At 40.9% G+C, this 15,816-nt stretch carries 16 protein-coding genes; 5 read left to right on the top strand and 11 right to left on the bottom strand.

Annotated elements, in window-relative coordinates; translation table 11 throughout:
- Positions 1 to 50 precede the first annotated feature (50 nt).
- The 3 genes from NPUN_RS42970 to NPUN_RS04025 form a co-directional block, all read right to left on the bottom strand.
- Complete coding sequence (locus tag NPUN_RS42970; protein WP_234711044.1) at positions 51 to 311, bottom strand: hypothetical protein; 261 nt, start codon at positions 309 to 311, stop codon at positions 51 to 53.
- Complete coding sequence (locus NPUN_RS04030; RefSeq protein WP_234711043.1) at positions 302 to 1,261, bottom strand: type I restriction endonuclease; 960 nt, start codon at positions 1,259 to 1,261, stop codon at positions 302 to 304. The genes NPUN_RS42970 and NPUN_RS04030 overlap by 10 nt, the downstream gene beginning before the upstream one ends.
- Positions 1,262 to 1,873: 612 nt before the next feature.
- Positions 1,874 to 2,677, bottom strand: a complete 804-nt coding sequence (locus tag NPUN_RS04025; protein WP_234711042.1) for an MBL fold metallo-hydrolase — start codon at positions 2,675 to 2,677, stop codon at positions 1,874 to 1,876.
- Between the two features lie 260 nt (positions 2,678 to 2,937).
- On the opposite strand from NPUN_RS04025, the gene NPUN_RS04020 reads away from it, so the two are divergent.
- The gene (locus NPUN_RS04020; protein WP_041565178.1) at positions 2,938 to 3,204 is read left to right on the top strand and encodes an SAM-dependent methyltransferase; all 267 of its coding nucleotides are present in this window, start codon (positions 2,938 to 2,940) and stop codon (positions 3,202 to 3,204) included.
- 149 nt (positions 3,205 to 3,353) lie between these two features.
- Positions 3,354 to 4,178, top strand: coding sequence for an alpha/beta hydrolase (locus tag NPUN_RS04015; protein ID WP_041565177.1), 825 nt, complete (start codon positions 3,354 to 3,356; stop codon positions 4,176 to 4,178).
- Between the two features lie 773 nt (positions 4,179 to 4,951).
- Here NPUN_RS04015 and NPUN_RS04010 read toward each other — a convergent pair.
- From NPUN_RS04010 to NPUN_RS04000, 3 genes are all read right to left on the bottom strand, one after another.
- Positions 4,952 to 5,959: an aldo/keto reductase gene (locus NPUN_RS04010; protein ID WP_041565176.1), complete on the bottom strand. Its 1,008-nt coding sequence runs from the start codon at positions 5,957 to 5,959 to the stop codon at positions 4,952 to 4,954.
- Between the two features lie 222 nt (positions 5,960 to 6,181).
- Positions 6,182 to 6,685, bottom strand: a complete 504-nt coding sequence (locus NPUN_RS04005; RefSeq protein WP_012407558.1) for a hypothetical protein — start codon at positions 6,683 to 6,685, stop codon at positions 6,182 to 6,184.
- A 133-nt stretch (positions 6,686 to 6,818) separates the two neighbouring features.
- A complete protein-coding gene (locus NPUN_RS04000) occupies positions 6,819 to 7,121 on the bottom strand; it encodes an RNA recognition motif domain-containing protein (RefSeq protein ID WP_012407557.1) in 303 nt (100 codons plus the stop codon).
- A gap of 511 nt (positions 7,122 to 7,632) precedes the next feature.
- On the opposite strand from NPUN_RS04000, the gene ilvA reads away from it, so the two are divergent.
- Entirely contained in the window at positions 7,633 to 9,144 is a 1,512-nt protein-coding gene (ilvA, locus tag NPUN_RS03995) for a threonine ammonia-lyase, biosynthetic (protein ID WP_012407556.1), read from the top strand.
- 93 nt (positions 9,145 to 9,237) lie between these two features.
- Here ilvA and NPUN_RS03990 read toward each other — a convergent pair whose 3' ends face one another.
- The 4 genes from NPUN_RS03990 to NPUN_RS03980 form a co-directional block, all read right to left on the bottom strand.
- Complete coding sequence (locus tag NPUN_RS03990; protein WP_012407555.1) at positions 9,238 to 10,263, bottom strand: hypothetical protein; 1,026 nt, start codon at positions 10,261 to 10,263, stop codon at positions 9,238 to 9,240.
- Between the two features lie 10 nt (positions 10,264 to 10,273).
- A complete protein-coding gene (locus NPUN_RS42965; protein WP_083782318.1) occupies positions 10,274 to 10,519 on the bottom strand; it encodes a hypothetical protein in 246 nt (81 codons plus the stop codon).
- A gap of 804 nt (positions 10,520 to 11,323) precedes the next feature.
- Positions 11,324 to 11,821 (bottom strand): Hsp20/alpha crystallin family protein, encoded by a 498-nt coding sequence (locus tag NPUN_RS03985; protein ID WP_012407554.1) that lies wholly within the window; start codon positions 11,819 to 11,821, stop codon positions 11,324 to 11,326.
- 291 nt (positions 11,822 to 12,112) lie between these two features.
- Positions 12,113 to 13,555 (bottom strand): energy transducer TonB, encoded by a 1,443-nt coding sequence (locus NPUN_RS03980; RefSeq protein ID WP_012407553.1) that lies wholly within the window; start codon positions 13,553 to 13,555, stop codon positions 12,113 to 12,115.
- A gap of 342 nt (positions 13,556 to 13,897) precedes the next feature.
- On the opposite strand from NPUN_RS03980, the gene NPUN_RS03975 reads away from it, so the two are divergent.
- Both NPUN_RS03975 and NPUN_RS03970 read left to right on the top strand, forming a co-directional pair.
- Positions 13,898 to 14,551 carry a MotA/TolQ/ExbB proton channel family protein gene (locus NPUN_RS03975; protein ID WP_012407552.1) on the top strand — a complete coding sequence of 218 codons (654 nt, stop codon included), beginning with the start codon at positions 13,898 to 13,900 and terminating at the stop codon, positions 14,549 to 14,551.
- Positions 14,535 to 14,936, top strand: a complete 402-nt coding sequence (locus NPUN_RS03970) for an ExbD/TolR family protein (protein WP_012407551.1) — start codon at positions 14,535 to 14,537, stop codon at positions 14,934 to 14,936. Before NPUN_RS03975 ends, NPUN_RS03970 begins: the two co-directional genes overlap by 17 nt.
- A gap of 88 nt (positions 14,937 to 15,024) precedes the next feature.
- On the opposite strand, the gene NPUN_RS03965 is transcribed toward NPUN_RS03970, so the two are convergent.
- Positions 15,025 to 15,789 (bottom strand): thioesterase II family protein, encoded by a 765-nt coding sequence (locus NPUN_RS03965; protein ID WP_012407550.1) that lies wholly within the window; start codon positions 15,787 to 15,789, stop codon positions 15,025 to 15,027.
- Positions 15,790 to 15,816: the final 27 nt, after the last annotated feature.

Genomic DNA, 15,816 nt, shown 5'->3' with positions numbered 1-15,816 from the left:
AACAGCAAAAAATGGTTGGGTAGGTGGAGTTTTGTATTAGATACCTTGAGTTAAGCTGATTTTTCCATTCTGATTACATCTGGGGTGAATGCTTGATGCTTGGCTGCTTCTACCTCATAACATCTGAGAATCAGTAATGTCAGCTTATCGAAATCGCTGGCAGAAGAAATAATTACTTTTGATGCGGCATCCCCCAGAGAAGCTGATACTTCCTGCACTTCAAAGTTTGAAGCTAGAGACTTTACTTCATCTACGCTTAACCGAGTAATAAAACTTTTTTTCTGCGAAGACAGATATAGTCTCAGAACCACCAAGTACTTTTGCCAAGATTGATACCACAATAAGAGGTAGTATCTCTGTATTTGAGTTCAAAACTGTAAGTCTTTGAAGTTTGCGTAATTGCTTTAATTTTTTCAAAAGCTTCAATTTCTTCAGCAGTGGTTACTATTCTTGATTCTTGAGGGTCTTGGGGTTGTTCCTCTTCTTCAATTTCTGCTTCTACTTCAACTTGGACAGGTTGAGACATTTCTCGGCTAAGGGAGCTTGTCATTAAGTCTAGTAAACTTCCTTGAATCGACTTTTTAACAATTACCTTGAATTTTTCAATTATCCTAGCATTAATCTTACCTTGAAATTCATACCTGCGGTCAGAGGAACGCAATTCAGATACCAAGAAACGAATAAATTCTTCAGAAGGAGAACGTAAAAGATTTCCTACAAGCTGAGTCATGCCTTTTACATAAACCATTTCTTCAGCATGGCTGGTAATAGCTATGATATCAAAATTATCACGGTGAAAGAATTTGAGGTTATCAATATCTTTGGAATCATATTCAAGGATATTAAAAGTAAAAAATGGCTCCTTATCCATGACATTTTTATCACGCAAGTCTGTAAAGAAACGGTATTCAATACCGTTAGTGACGATAGCTACTTTTGTTGTCAAAAGTGCATTAAAATATTTGCTCAATTGCCCATCATGTGCCTCAGCTTTTTGACCACGGGCTTTTGCCTCTACGAGCATAACTTTAGTACCATTAATAGCTAAGGCGTAATCTACTTTTTCAAACTGTCCCGCTCTTCTAGTAGCAAAATCTGCTACATATTCTGGCATGACTTCGCTAGGATCATAGACATCATAGCCAAGAGCGCTCAGAAAAGGAACAATCAACGCCATCTTAGTAGCTTCTTCGCCAACAACTTGGTCAAATCGCTTACGCACTTGTTCAGACAGCTTGACAATATCTTCAGTAAATCCCATCTTGCTTACTCCTGGTAGATTAGTGATTATTGATACGTCTTTTTTGTAAAATAGGAGTGATTGCAAGGTGATGTAGTACATTTGAATTGAAAGTGTTAGTGCGATCGCCTTCTTTATCATTCCTATAAAAGTATTCCCAAACAAGTACCATGTTGTAACACTCATGACCTGTTCACAAGTGTTATGGCATCAGTAATGAATAATAATCAATCAGAATAATTTTTGATTAAGCCTAAGTCCATAGGGATTCTCAAAAGAAGAATGCTCAAGCTAATTATTCAAGCCTCCGTATTTATTCGTGGAGCTTTTGAGAAAGGAATATGTCTTTTTGCTTGTTGAATCTACCGTAATGAAAAAGCAATCAAGCATTTTGAGAAAGCAATATGGCTTTTTGCTTGCTAAATCTACTGAAATGAGAAAGCAATATGCTTAATTGTTTATTGAAATCAACTTGAGAAAATATTATAACCTAGGCAATCTTAAGTAAGTTATTTTATTTGTTAAGTACATTGACGCATCTCAGCCGAACCTTGAAAACCCTATAATTCTGTTGAGATGCGTCGAGTTTTTGAGCTAATTAAAAGCTGTTGAGCGCGAATTGTCTTCCTGCAATTACAAATTATCTTGGTCAGAGAAGGTTTTGAACTCAATCGCATCATGGCTACAAAAGAGGCGCACTTCACTACTGTGGTCGAGCGATAATGCACGCAACTTATCTTGATTAGAAAGTCGAGCCTTGCGGTCTACCTCCATAAACCATTGGTAGGCACGCAAACCAGGTGTGCAAACTCGTTTAGGAGAGCCGATTTCTTGTCGGTAAAAGTAAGCATCGCCTGCGTGTAAAAGCCAGCCTTCGGATGTCTCAATAGCGACACCTGCATGACCCAGTGTGTGACCAACGAGCGGTATCAGGAGAATTTCGGGCGGTAGTCCTTCGAGATTACGTACAGCCTCAAAGCCAAACCAAGGTTCACCGCCAGCCGAATAATACTTCCAATTTTTTACTTCATCCCACTGGCCAGGACGGTAACGTTGCGATGAGACAAAGCCCTGCCGTTCCCGCGCTGCTTCAATTTCACTGAGCATTACATGCACGGTTGCTTCGGGAAAATCTTCCAACCCGCCTGCATGGTCAAAATCGAGGTGAGTAAGTACTATGTGGCGGACATCGCGCGGGTTTAAACCAAGCTGTTCAATAGCCGCAACCGCCGTGTATTTTTCTTCAAACTTGATACGATTCAAATTCATGAAGAAGGGGCTGAGTCTTGATAATGGCGCTTTCATATCGCGCTGACCGAAGCCTGTATCTATGAGAACGAGTCCCTGATTTGTCTCAATCAGCAGACAGTGACAGACGAGACAGGCTGTTAGCCCACGGCTAAAACCGTCGAAGAGTGCCCCACCAATTGGGCACATACAACCGCAATTAAGATGATAAATACGCATAAATGATCCTACCGAGCATTAATCTCTTTTAAAGATGAAAAAATACAAATAATCACCATACTTAGGAGTGAACAAATTTATGTTTTTACAGAATTAGATTGCTGAATTAGTTTTGCTGTCTGTGTCTAAAGTCTAGTGAAACCGATTTGCGGGTTTGACTTGTTTAGGTTGTAATTGTGAGAATGAGTCTGACTCGCTACGATGGCATTAGAAATTTATCGCATCTGAGTATGGCAAAGCAGGACGCTCCACTCACAGGAGAAGAACTGATTAAGGAAGTGTGTCGGCGGATTCGGGTAGCCCGCAGCTATTGGGATGCTCACAATAACGCTGCTTGTCGAGGTGAACGCGATCGCGCATTAGCCCTTTACAATACATTGAGTAAGGAACAAAAAGATCAGATTCCGCAAGTGTTGCGGGTGTGGTTGCGCTATCGCAGTGAGAAGTACTTTGGCGCACACCGAACACCGCCCAAATCGGCACGAAAATCAAAATAGTCTTTATTGGGTTTTTAGATAGGGGCTATACTCTGCGGGTACTCTGTTGGAGAACTCGTAAAGTATTGCCCCTACAGCGTGTGGTTTTGCGTAAGTTCTATAAACAAATCATTGATGGTTGGAATGAAGGGAAATAAAAATAAAAACTAATGGAAAAACAGCAACTTATAAAATTGCTAATTGGTGATTTTACTTGGCAAAGACTGCTTAAATCTTTCATATTTATTTATATATTTTTTGCTGGATATATATATTTACGGGTAGATAGTATGATTTTTCTGCCTCGTCCTTCTAGTTATCAGGATAATCCAAAAATTATTAAGTTAAAAAGTGGGGAAAATACAAATATCTCAGCTACATACTTATTAAACAATCAAGCTAATTATACTATTCTTTATGTTCATGGTAATTCCGAAGATTTAGGAGATATCAAAGAGATCCTAGAAAAATTACACGCATGGGGTTTTAGTGTCTTTGCTTATGATTATCGTGGTTATGGTACGAGTCAAGAAAAGGCGACAGAAAATCACGCATACGAAGATATTAATAGCGCTTACAATTATTTGACCCAAAATTTAAAAATACCACCTGAAAGAATTATAGTTTTGGGGCGTTCGGTTGGCGGCGGTTCTGCGGTAAACTTAGCAATGCGAAAACCGATAGCTGGTTTACTTATTGAAAGTTCGTTTATTTCCGCTTTTCAAGTAATAGTACCTTTTCGGATTTTACCTTTTGACAAATTTCCCAATCTGGACAATATCAAAAAAGTGAAATGTCCGATACTAGTGATTCATGGAAAAGCAGATGATGTCATTCCTTTTGCTCATGGAGAAAAGTTGTTTAATGCTGCAATATCGCCAAAGCTTTATTTGTGGGTTGAAGAGGCAAATCATAATGATTTATTCTGGGTAGCTGAAAAAAAGTATCAGAAAGCTTTGCAAGAGTTTACTACTCTTGTAAAGACAAATCAGTAATTATCCTCTCATTCTATTCTCCTTTAACCCTCCTTAATCACTTTCGCCATCATAAAAGTTGAAATACTTAGTACTCATTGTTTATTTACTTAAATAATCTATTACAACTTTAGTTTGCATAAAAAAGTCCGCTTTCGCGGACTGTGGACATTGGATAAGGTTAAGTTATCACCAAGAGTGTCTACAAGATGTTAGACTCAATATTCATTCTTTCTTAGTACACTTTAAAAATCAAGTTCCTCAGAGCAAACTTTAGGACATAACTAATTGATTTAAGTCTTTAAAAAATGTTATCTAAAAATATATTCTACCGGATTTTAATTCTAGAGCAATACAGTTCAGATAATACCTAAACACTTGTAGAGACGGCGATTTATCGCGTCTCAAAACCCACGGTTTTGTACAAGTGGCGCTTAACCCAAGCGTATTGAATTATAGCGGTTCTCGTTTGGGTGCAATACAGTTTGACCTTTATCCTAAAAGAAGAGAGGCTTTGAATCTTACTCCCCAACACTAGTAGGGAAGGGGCTGGAGGTTAGGTCTGTATTGCACTCAACTGAGAACCGCTATATATATCTAGTTTATATAAAAGCTATTCTTGATAATATACTTGCTAAAATAGTACTGTATTATAATCTAAAAATAGTAATTAGTATTACTATTTCATTAGACATAATTAAGGAATTTATGTCTGGATTAATATAAAATCAAGTATTTTTATTTTCTGGCTTAAACCAGGTTTTTGCAATTTTAAATTAAGTAATGTAGAAATTTCACTTAGTTTGAAATATATTTTGTACCATTTTCTTGCCTACATTCGCCGCCGCCTTATCTAACTCTGCAATCTCGCTGACGTTTAATTGCCAACTTAAAGCACCAATATTCTCTCTTGCCTGTTCTACGCTCTTTGCTCCAGGGATGGGAATGGTTCCTTTACAGATGCACCAATTAATTGCTACCTGTGACATGGTTTTGTTTCTAGCTTGTGCTACCTCTCGCAAACATCCCAAAAGCGAACTGCCAGCAGAAGCCGCTCCGCGTCTACGCATTCCTGGTAATATCTGCCTAAACAGCAGACCTCGGATGCCTTTTGGCAAAGGGCCTTGCTCAGAGTATTTTCCTGTCAGTAGTCCCAAAGCTAGAGGGCTATAGGCAATCAGTTTAATTCCCAACTCATCACAAAGGTCTTTAAGCCCCAATTGGGTGACAGGATATGTAGACAACAAAGAGTATTGAACTTGCAGAGTAGTAATAGGAACACCTCGTTCAGCAAACTTTTTCTGCACTTGCTTAAGCTGTTTAGGCCCATAATTGGACAGTCCTACTCCCTTAACTAGTCCTTGCTCATATAAATCGGCAAGACCATCTAACAGCCCTACCTCTTGCCAAGGGGCATAATTCGCTGTTGACCAATGCATCTGTACTAAATCTACGTTTTTTCCCAGGCGTTGGGCAGATGACTTGCAAGCCTTTACCATTGATTGCCGTGTCCATCTCCACGGGTAAGCAGCCAGCTTAGTCGCAATACAAATATTTTCTTTGTTTGAACCTAGATATTCTCGGTTGAATCGTCCCAGCAGTAACTCACTTCGACCATTCAATCTCCCAGTTCCGTAAGAATCACCCGTATCAAATAAAGTCACACCGTTGTTTACACAAAGGTTAAACACCGCTTGCAAATGGTCATCCATACTTTCGTCATATCCCCAAAGCAGTTGGTTGCCCCAGGCCCAAGTTCCGCAGCCCATGCTTGGGAGGGAGAGTTTTTGGAGAGTCTGCATGTTTGCTCTCTGTAGATTGCCTTATTAATTATCAGGCATTAACGCACGAGTAGCATGATTAGCTGGTAAATGAGGAGAATCTTCTAGCACTCGTGCAACCTTGCCTATTTTGTTTTAAAAATTGACAAATATTTTAGACATTCACCAAAGTAGGTTTGCTACTTTTGTATTAGATAATATATATTTTTAGTTGCTTTTAACTAGCACCTTAAGCACTAAGCATTAAGATATTGTCGAATTAGCAAGAAGCCTAGCTTTCTGAGTCCAAGCGTTATTAAAAAACCCAACCTCTGGCACTTCTAATTCAAATGAATGAGGTGGTGATTGTAGCAATAAGGACGAACCTTTGTCATGAGCCTCTACTAAATTAACTATCCAGGGAAGAAAGTCTAAGATTTCTTTTGGTAGCACAGTTAATTCAAAGTCCCACATCAAATTAAGACCTCGGCAGACTTGTCCTTTTCTAAACGTCGCTACTCTCCCAGCGCTCTTGTTTATAGCCAGCCGAAGAATGAACGGACGGAATGGGACAAATTCATCAGGTGCGGTATAAGCATATACATTTATATAGTTCAGTCTTTCCCTACGATCCATCCAAGATGCGATCGGGGAATTACTACTATAAGATGTACCAGTTACGATCACCGGCATATTCATAGAAGCAGCGAAGTTAGAGTAGAACTTATGCCTTAGTTCGCTAACAATATGTTTAGCTTCTGGGTTCATGGCTGCTACACCTGTTACAAAAACGATACCTACGGAAAGCTAGGCTAACAAAAATCAACAGAAGCACAAAAAAGGCAGACGGCCTTGTCTGCCTTCAAGACTTTCTTTAGAGCTAAATTCTTAGCTTTAGACCTTAATAACGGCGAGAGGAACCACCATCACCACCCCTTCTACCGCCAGAGGAACCTCCATCAGTCTTGGGTTTAGCTTTATTCACTTTTAAGCTCCTACCCATCCACTCAGCATTATCAAGGGCTTCAATTGCTGCTGTTTCTTGTGCGTCTGATTCCATTTCTACAAAGCCGAAACCTCTCATCCGACCTGTTTCTCGGTCGATAGGCAATTGAACATTTTTTACCGTTCCGTATTCTGCAAAAACGTGGCGGAGGTCCTCTTCTTTAACCTCATAAGATAGATTACCAACGTAAATTGACATACAATATCTCCAGAATCAGAGGGTGCAGAGATTTAGATGCGGAGAGGTCTGTAATACAAGTATATATAAAAACAAACTACACAGCCGAATTTAATCTTCTATGGATACTTTATCATAAATTGAAAACTTATGTTCATAAGCAACATTTTAGTTATCCGTTCAGCTAAATACTCGGACAATTGGTGAAACTCTTTTAAAATGAACCTACCAGCGATCGCACTAAATTTTAAGTCACAAAAAAATTCAATTACTGATACTTATTTATCTTCCAAAAGGATTATTGCAATCTGATTTGATTTCTGGTTCGTAGGCAGGCAACAGGCAATAGTCAATAGTCAAAAAGGCTCTTTGAGCTATACTGAATTTTTTCAAGAATCAAATATAAGTCCTATAGTAGTTTTTAAATTTTATTCACTCAAAATTTCAAGAGAGTGCAATTAAATAAAACCAGTGCGATCGCTTGTAACGTAAAATTAGTTTTCATCCAGCATTTGCTAACACCTTGACACCCATGTATTGCGACTACCTTATCCAAATTCTGACTGCCCGTGTATATGATGTTGCCCAGGAAACACCACTGGAGTATGCACCAAATTTGTCTGCGCGGTTGAATAATCAACTCCTGTTGAAGCGTGAGGATATGCAGTCAGTATTTTCCTTTAAACTGCGGGGTGCTTATAACAAAATGGTGCAACTACCACCAGATATCTTGGCACAGGGTGTAATTGCAGCGTCTGCGGGCAACCATGCTCAAGGAGTCGCCCTTGCAGCCAATCGTTTGGGAACCAAAGCAATTATCGTCATGCCAATAACCACACCTCAAGTCAAGGTGGACGCAGTGAGAATGAGGGGCGGAGCAGTCGTGTTACATGGAAACACCTACGACGATGCTTATAGCTATGCCCGTGAATTAGAAGTGGAAAAAGGTTTGACCTTTATTCATCCCTTTGACGATCCTCATGTAATTGCTGGACAGGGAACCATTGGGATGGAAATTTTACGGCAATATCAGCAACCCATCCATGCAATTTTTGTTGCAATTGGAGGTGGTGGATTGATTTCTGGGATTGGGGCTTATGTAAAACGATTGCGTCCTGAAATCAAGATTATTGGAGTTGAACCAGTAGATGCTGATGCGATGTCTCAATCGCTCAAAGCCGGGCATCGGGTGCGTTTGTCTCAAGTGGGGTTATTTGCTGATGGTGTGGCGGTGCGAGAAGTAGGTGAAGAAACCTTCCGTTTATGTCAGCAGTATGTAGATGAAATCATTTTGGTGGATACTGATGATACTTGTGCTGCGATTAAAGACGTGTTTGAGGATACGCGATCAATTTTAGAGCCAGCCGGTGCATTAGCGATCGCAGCTGCCAAAGCCTACGCAGAACGAGAACAAATTGAGGGACAAACCTTAATTGCCGTAGCCTGTGGTGCAAACATGAATTTTGATCGTCTCCGATTCGTGGCAGAACGGGCCCAGTTAGGCGAACGTCGGGAAGCAATCTTTGCAGTCACAATTCCTGAAGAACGGGGAAGTATTCGCCAGTTTTGTGAATGTATTGGCAACCGTAATCTTACTGAGTTTAATTATCGCATTGCTGATGAAAAAACAGCCCATATTTTTGTAGGTGTGCAAATTCAAAACCGTGCTGATGCTGCAAAGATGGTAGAAACCTTTGAAGCTCAAGGATTTGAAACTCTTGATTTAACAGACGACGAACTAACTAAATTACATCTGCGGCACATGGTGGGTGGGCACTCTCCCCTGGCTCAAAATGAATTACTCTACCGTTTTGAGTTTCCCGAACGTCCCGGCGCATTGATGAAATTTGTGACTTCTATGAGTCCAGCCTGGAATATTAGTCTTTTTCACTACCGTAACAACGGTGCAGACTACGGACGAATTGTAGTTGGTATCCAAGTTCCTCCTCACGAGATGGAAGAGTGGCAAGCTTTTCTCGATAACTTGGGCTATCGCTATTGGGATGAAAACAAGAATCCCGCATACAAGCTGTTTTTGGGATAGTTTTGGGATAGGGAGATGGGGTAGATGAGGGAGATGGGGGAGATAAGGGAGTAAATTCTTCCCAATGCCCCATGCCCCATGCCCCATGCCCATTTAACGAGCCTTCGATATCAGATTGGAGTCCCAAGTATAGAAGCCAATTTCGTTAGGAACCCTAGAGAATCTGCCTGTCCGATAACCTCTAGATAATTCATTCAACACCTTATTTTTGATCTCTCTAATTTGCTGAGAATCTAGTTCTCCATAAATTCCGGCAATGACTTCAGCAACACTGAAAACTTTACCTGGATTTTCTTCAAACAGAGAGGTGAGAGCATCAATTAAAAATTGACCCTCAAAGGCTTTGAGCATCGGTACTGCTTTTGGCGGGGGTACAAAAGGCTTCTTATTTTTGTTTCTAGAAGCACCATTGCGTTTACTTGGGGCTACCAAATTTAAATCCAGAGTATAACAACCTGGCTCATCGGGAATAGTTACCCAGTAATTCCTTTCTCTACCTTGGGTGAGGGAAGATTGAACCCTACCTTTAACTACTTTGAATAAATTGGAATCTAACTCTCCATAAAGCGATCGCACGATGAAATCGATATGACAGACAGTGCCTATCTGCTCTTGCAATAGCTGTTTAATGGCTTCCATTCGGGAGATAGCGTGATTGTACTGGGGTAGCATGGGAATTTCTGCCACCTTCGTTGAACTATCGTTGTTCTCTGAGGCTATCTTTGCATCTGGCGATGTAGTTGGAAGTTTTCTCTCTTTTGTATCAACAACAGCAGAAAAGGAATTGTCGATCTCAACCTTATCCGAGTCTGTGGGTTCTGACTGTAGAGACTCCACTAAGTTGATTTCGTTGATGTCATCAAGAGGTGATAAAAACCGCAGAGAGCCTTCTGGGGAAACATTTGAGGTTTCATCAGCCGCCGCCAGTCTTGATATTTGCTTGTTGGGGTCAGAAAAAGACCAGTTAGACAACAACGCTTCTACATGATCGAGTTGCGATCGCGCCTGCACAAAAAGGCGTTCATACTCTTCCGTGAGGCGAGCATAATAGTCTCGTAATTCCAACAGTGGTGAAAGAAAAGTGCCCGGAGGTGGTTCTAATTGTCCATTTTGAGTCATAAGGCTTCAATCAATTTAAATCGATGTCACTTTTGTAAGACATTGGTCTGGGTTTTGCTTTGTGAGATGTTGGTTGGGATTTCTTCGGCGCTTGGGGAGGGCGACATCTTTCACAATATAAAGGTCGAGGCCCGAACGTCTCGCGTTTTGTCAGATCGTTACACTCTTTACAGACAAACTGGAAAACACGAGTATGAATCTGTCTTTTGTGCGCCCTGACAGTGTATTCTCTAACATCAATGAATTTACTTGCCATAATCAGGATTGTGAATTGCCTTCGGATCAACGTCCTATCAATATAGCTATTCAAGCAAATCAAACTGCATCAGTGTGTGTTTATGTAGAAGTTTTATTCAAATCAGTGAATTTGACATTGAACATAAAGTACAGATGAGCAACTTGAGAGTTAGCCATTGACTATCATCTCAGCATATAGTTGATGATGAGGAAAAACTACCACCATTTCTATGATGCTTGATTGTGAATACAATTCCCACTGCCTATAACTAGCTGCTGTTGCCTGATGTGATGCACTTTCGATACAAATGGGTAGTCTTTAACTAAAGCACAATCTCTCTCAATCATGCCAGTGTTGTAAATTGAAAAGCACATATCAGAATAATCTTGCCAAGAAAAGGCAAGCATAAACTAGTTTGGCTGGATAAGATTACACTTCGACAATAGTTTCTTAAAGACCTTTTGGAGGTGCTTGAATAGACTGTGAATTAAATCTTACCAGAGTATCCTTCAGTCCCTGATTTTGATTCATCTGGATGTAGAAACGATTTTCATCGACCTCATCAGGGAAATTGAGCATAGGGGAGTGCAAGATTATTCGCTTCTACTTTTATTGATGGAAAAATCAAGTTATTACCAGTGTGTATAATTGCCAATTATATAAAGTAGACCACTTTTAAGCCCTCTTCCCCATAGTAGATGGGTTAGGAGTAGCAAAACAATTTATGTATAAAGAAGAACCACCTCCCGTTTTTAAGAAGGCGGTTCTCATCGCTAATCAAAATATCAGAGAAAGTCCAAGACTCCCGAATGTTGAATTGAATTAACCAAGATTGACTTTGACGGCTTTGTGTTTTTCTGATTCCGCTTTCGGCAAAGTTAACTGGAGAATACCATTTTTGTACTCAGCTTGCACTTTGTCATTTTGAATTTGGGAAGGTAAGGGGATTACCCTCTGAAATTTCCCATAACGGAACTCAGACCGAGTAATACCGTTTTCTTCACTCTTGGTTTCAGTTTTACGCTCACCGGTAATCGAAATTGATTCGGGAGTTGCTTCTACATTGATATCTTTTGCTTCTAGACCAGGTACTTCTAGTCTCAAGCGAATTGCATCATCAGTTTCTTCTAGTTCAGCAGCAGGACTAAATATAAATCCAGACCTCTCACCACCATTAGTAGTTGGCATCAATCTGTCAAATAAACGATTCATTTGCCTCTGCAAGGTGTCGATTTCTCGGAATGGTTCCCAAGATTCAGTATCCCGAAATGGTTCTAAACGTTCACTATCCCGGAATGGGTTCCAACGCACCAGTGGCATAACTATCACCTCTAAGATGAACTATTTTGTCTTAGGAGGCTCAATCTCAAGCTTCTTAGCTTGCGAACAGCTGATAAAATGGGTTGTTAAGCAATCTTAAATTGCACAAAGCTCAATCTCAAGCTTCCTAGTTATTAGACTAAATCAACCTTCAAGTTCAGCAGGTTCGGTTTTATAGCAATGTGCGATGTCTACGACGGGCTACGCCTACGCAATAACCGTACCTGTTGAAATACTGACAAAAAATCAGGAAATTCTACATCCTTCTAGAGACGTAATACTTTTACATCTCTACTCCTGACTTGTAGCAGGCGGTGCAGTAGGTTGCGATTGAGGTTGTTGGCGTAAACGGCGCAACGAGTCCCGCAATTTATTCTGGTTAGCGTTATCTCTTCGCCGCCGCCTATTTGCGGTTGGTTGTGGCTTTTGTGATGAATCGTTAGCTGTTTGCTCACGCCGGATGCGGCGTAAAGACTCTCTAGCAGTTCCTTGAGTGCGAGTTGTGCTAGCTCCAGATGATGAGTTGGTAGGAGTACTTTCCGCTGTTTGAGGTTCCAATCGTCTACTAAATCCAGATATTGCTGGTCTTGTAGCTCTAACTTCATTAGATGAAGGTGGTGTCAACTCTCTGCGTCTACGTTTTGGAGCTTCTTCTGTGGAATTTGTGGAGTTAGCAGCCGTTGTCTGTTGGGTTCTCTCTTGTGCTTCTCTTTGTCTTTTCCGTTCTTGAACTTGGCGCGATCGCCGTGAACCTTGTATGGCAAATTCAGTGGCTATTGATACCCCTTGTCTACCACCTTCTGCGGGTTTTAATTTCCAGTCACGCGCCTGTCTTACAGTTTCTTCATCCAAATCGCGGTTTCCACTGGAGCGAGCAACCCGAACATTGGTAACATTGCCTTGTGCATCAGTATCGACAGCTACTTCTACTCTGCCTTCAACTCCTCGCTGCCTTGCAGCTTCTGGATATTTGGCATTACATTCGCGGCAGGCTGCACGACCATTACCATTACCTGAACTGTTAATTTTTGGAGGTGTTGGTGCTGTTGGCGCTGTTGCTACTGGCGGACGATTTTCTGTTTGATTACCAGTACCTGAGCCAATTCCTGAGCCAACACCAGTGCCAGTACCACTGCCAATGCCACCACCAGAGCCAGTGCCAGTTCCTCCACCAGCGCCAGTACCGCTGCTTGTACCTACAGCAATACCACTACCTGAGCCTAAACCAACACCAGAGCCGCCACCGCCACCACCACCACCACTCTGAGGAGCAACAGTTGTCACAGGGACGAATGGTTTGGGAGCAATTTCCCTATTTACTGGCTGTGGGTTTTGAGTTGTTTGTTGTGGTTGTTGTTGAACTGGCTGTGGGTTTTGAATAGTTTGTTGCGGTTGTTGAACTGGTTGAATTGTCGATCTTTCAATCAATTCTTGTACTGGTTTTTGTACTTGTGGAGTTTCTATAGATTGTTTTTGAACAACTTCAGGTTCTTTTTTGGGTTCTTCTGGAATTTTTTCAAGCGGTTTTTCTGCTTCCACAGCCGGAGAATCGACGATCGCTAACTCTATCGCTTCATCTTCTTCTTTAGGCACTCTCGTCAAATAATTACCTATGCCTGATGACAATACGCCGATATGCAGCGCCAGTGAACCTATCAGACTGTAAGTCAGAAAAGACTTGAGAGCCTCAACTTCTTTGGAACGTTGCTCGACAGTAATGCCAGAAAAACTCATAGCTATTGCTACCTATTCTCACTAATTTAGCCATCTTAGAATGCAAGGTTACAAATATCAAGTCAAAAATTAAAATTAATTGCGATCGCCTTACGGAACCCTTCACTAGCAAAAACATCTTTTAAAACCACCAATATCATGGTATTTGAACAAAATTAATTTTTGTTTCAATCCAATTAAATTTTTTTATGCAAAGCAAACGAACAATTAAATAAAAATCATGATGGCTACATTTGAAAAAGTTATCATTATATTTTATATTTTATTGAGAAAAAGTTTCAGCTTTGAACTAGATTCTGGTAGTCTGATTTTGTATTGTGGATGATGTTATAGAGGCACTACATGGGAATTCAGAATTTGTTTGCAGCAGGCGGTGTGGTCATGTGGCCCCTGTTGGCGTTTTCGGTATTGGGTGTGGCACTGATCATCGAGCGGATCAGGTTTTGGGTACGGATTAATCAGCGTCAAAACCGTGTAGTGCGAGATGTTTTGAATCTCTACCGTCTTGATAATGTTGTCGGCGCAATGGATAAACTTCAGAAAAACGCAGATTTACCATTGGCACGGATTTTTCTTGCGGCTTTAGAATTGGAAGAGCCAAATCCAGAAGAATTTCGTTTGGCGTTAGAAAGCGAATCCCAGGCTGAGATACCTGTGTTAAAACGTTTTCAAAACATTTTCGAGACAATCATTAGTCTGGCACCACTGTTGGGTCTTCTCGGCACAGTATTAGGATTGATAGCCTCCTTTGCTTCCCTAAATCTTGGTGATGTGGGAGGTAGCAAAACGACAAATGTTACCGCCGGGATTAGTGAAGCTTTGGTATCAACAGCATCAGGATTAATAGTTGCTATATTCATACTCATGTTTGCCAATACCTTCCGGGGATTGTATCAAAGGCAAATTGCCTTAATTCAAGAGTATGGGGGACAGTTAGAATTACTCTACCGTCGTCGTTATGAAAGAGGAGAAAAAACTTATGCGTCTACCAGATGAGCCAGAACTTCCATTACAGATCAACATCGTGCCGATGATTGATGTGATTTTTGCAATTTTGACATTTTTTATCATGTCAACTCTGTTTTTAACCCGTTCAGAAGGGTTACCAGTAAATTTACCGAAGGCTAGCACAGCAAAACAACAGCAAGTTCCAACTAGAATTACCATTACGGTAGATGACAAAGAACAGGTAAGTCTGAACCGGAAACCAATTGCAGTTGATGATGTAACAGAACAAGTACGTGCTTTAGTTGGTTCTAACTCAGACGTGTTGGTGATTATTAATGCTGATGAGAAAGTTGATTATGGTCGAGTAGTAGCGGTGATGGATCGGGTTCGTAAAGTTGAAGGGGCAAAGTTAGCGATCGCTACCCAAAAATAAAAAGTAGAAATATTGTACATCAGAAGTTCAGAGAGTCAGTAAAATTCGATATTCTGACTCCTAACTCCTTTTTCTCTAATAACTAATATCAGCTACCGTTACGCATCTGCAATTCTTGATATATAAGTTTAAGTAATAATTCTTGGTGTGAATGGATGAAAAAGTGGTCGCCGTTGAACTCATGTAATGAGAAAGCAGCGATGGTCTGTTCTCGCCATGCTTGCAAAGCTTCATGACTAATGTCTTGGTCTTGCAAACCACCAAAAACACTAATAGGACACTCCAGTGGCTGCTTTGGATTGTAAATATAAGTTTCTAGAACTGCAAAATCTGCCCGCAAAATCGGGAGAAATATCTGCATTAGTTCCTCGCTTTCTAACACTGCTTTAGGTGTACCGTTAAGACTGTGTAGCTCGTTTTGCAAATCATGGTCTGAGAGGATGTGGAGGGGTGGTTTTATGGGTGGCAATTGCGGAGCGCGACGAGCAGAGATGAAGAGGTGAAAGGGAGCAAGATTATACTGAAAGCGAAGTAGACGGGTCAACTCGAAGCTAACTAATCCGCCCATACTATGACCGAAAAAGGCGAATGGTTTGTCTAAGTATGGTAACAGAACTGGAGCGATCGCTTCCACAAGAGGTTCTAATCGCGTCAAGGGTGCAGACTTAATCTGCCTTCCCCGTCCCGGATATTCCACAGCACAGACTTCGACATTACTAGGTAGATTATTAGGCCAAGTGCGAAAAATTGCCGCGCTACCACCAGCGTAGGCAAAGCAGAATAAACGCAAGTTTGCTTGCGGATTTGGTTGGGGACAGATAACCCAGGAATTGAAGCTTGGTCTAGTTGTCATAATATAACTTAGAGTTGATAATACAAC

The sequence above is a fragment of the Nostoc punctiforme PCC 73102 genome (assembly GCF_000020025.1).
Taxonomy (GTDB): Bacteria; Cyanobacteriota; Cyanobacteriia; order Cyanobacteriales; family Nostocaceae; genus Nostoc; species Nostoc punctiforme.
The sequence above is the reverse complement of the archived record's forward strand: the minus strand, read 5'-3'. Positions and strand labels throughout refer to the sequence as shown.

Excerpts from the sequence above, each read along its gene's own strand:
- NPUN_RS03965 (WP_012407550.1), bottom strand. The coding sequence starts at position 15,789 with ATGACAACTAGACCAAGCTTCAATTCCTGGGTTATCTGTCCCCAACCA.
- NPUN_RS04030 (WP_234711043.1), bottom strand. The coding sequence starts at position 1,261 with ATGGGATTTACTGAAGATATTGTCAAGCTGTCTGAACAAGTGCGTAAG.
- NPUN_RS04015 (WP_041565177.1), top strand. The coding sequence starts at position 3,354 with ATGGAAAAACAGCAACTTATAAAATTGCTAATTGGTGATTTTACTTGG.
- NPUN_RS03985 (WP_012407554.1), bottom strand. The coding sequence starts at position 11,821 with ATGCCACTGGTGCGTTGGAACCCATTCCGGGATAGTGAACGTTTAGAA.
- NPUN_RS04020 (WP_041565178.1), top strand. The coding sequence starts at position 2,938 with ATGGCAAAGCAGGACGCTCCACTCACAGGAGAAGAACTGATTAAGGAA.
- NPUN_RS03980 (WP_012407553.1), bottom strand. The coding sequence starts at position 13,555 with ATGAGTTTTTCTGGCATTACTGTCGAGCAACGTTCCAAAGAAGTTGAG.
- NPUN_RS04000 (WP_012407557.1), bottom strand. The coding sequence starts at position 7,121 with ATGTCAATTTACGTTGGTAATCTATCTTATGAGGTTAAAGAAGAGGAC.
- NPUN_RS03970 (WP_012407551.1), top strand. The coding sequence starts at position 14,535 with ATGCGTCTACCAGATGAGCCAGAACTTCCATTACAGATCAACATCGTG.
- NPUN_RS04025 (WP_234711042.1), bottom strand. The coding sequence starts at position 2,677 with ATGTGCCCAATTGGTGGGGCACTCTTCGACGGTTTTAGCCGTGGGCTA.
- NPUN_RS04010 (WP_041565176.1), bottom strand. The coding sequence starts at position 5,959 with ATGCAGACTCTCCAAAAACTCTCCCTCCCAAGCATGGGCTGCGGAACT.
- ilvA (WP_012407556.1), top strand. The coding sequence starts at position 7,633 with ATGTATTGCGACTACCTTATCCAAATTCTGACTGCCCGTGTATATGAT.
- NPUN_RS42965 (WP_083782318.1), bottom strand. The coding sequence starts at position 10,519 with ATGGCAAGTAAATTCATTGATGTTAGAGAATACACTGTCAGGGCGCAC.
- NPUN_RS04005 (WP_012407558.1), bottom strand. The coding sequence starts at position 6,685 with ATGAACCCAGAAGCTAAACATATTGTTAGCGAACTAAGGCATAAGTTC.
- NPUN_RS03975 (WP_012407552.1), top strand. The coding sequence starts at position 13,898 with ATGGGAATTCAGAATTTGTTTGCAGCAGGCGGTGTGGTCATGTGGCCC.
- NPUN_RS03990 (WP_012407555.1), bottom strand. The coding sequence starts at position 10,263 with ATGACTCAAAATGGACAATTAGAACCACCTCCGGGCACTTTTCTTTCA.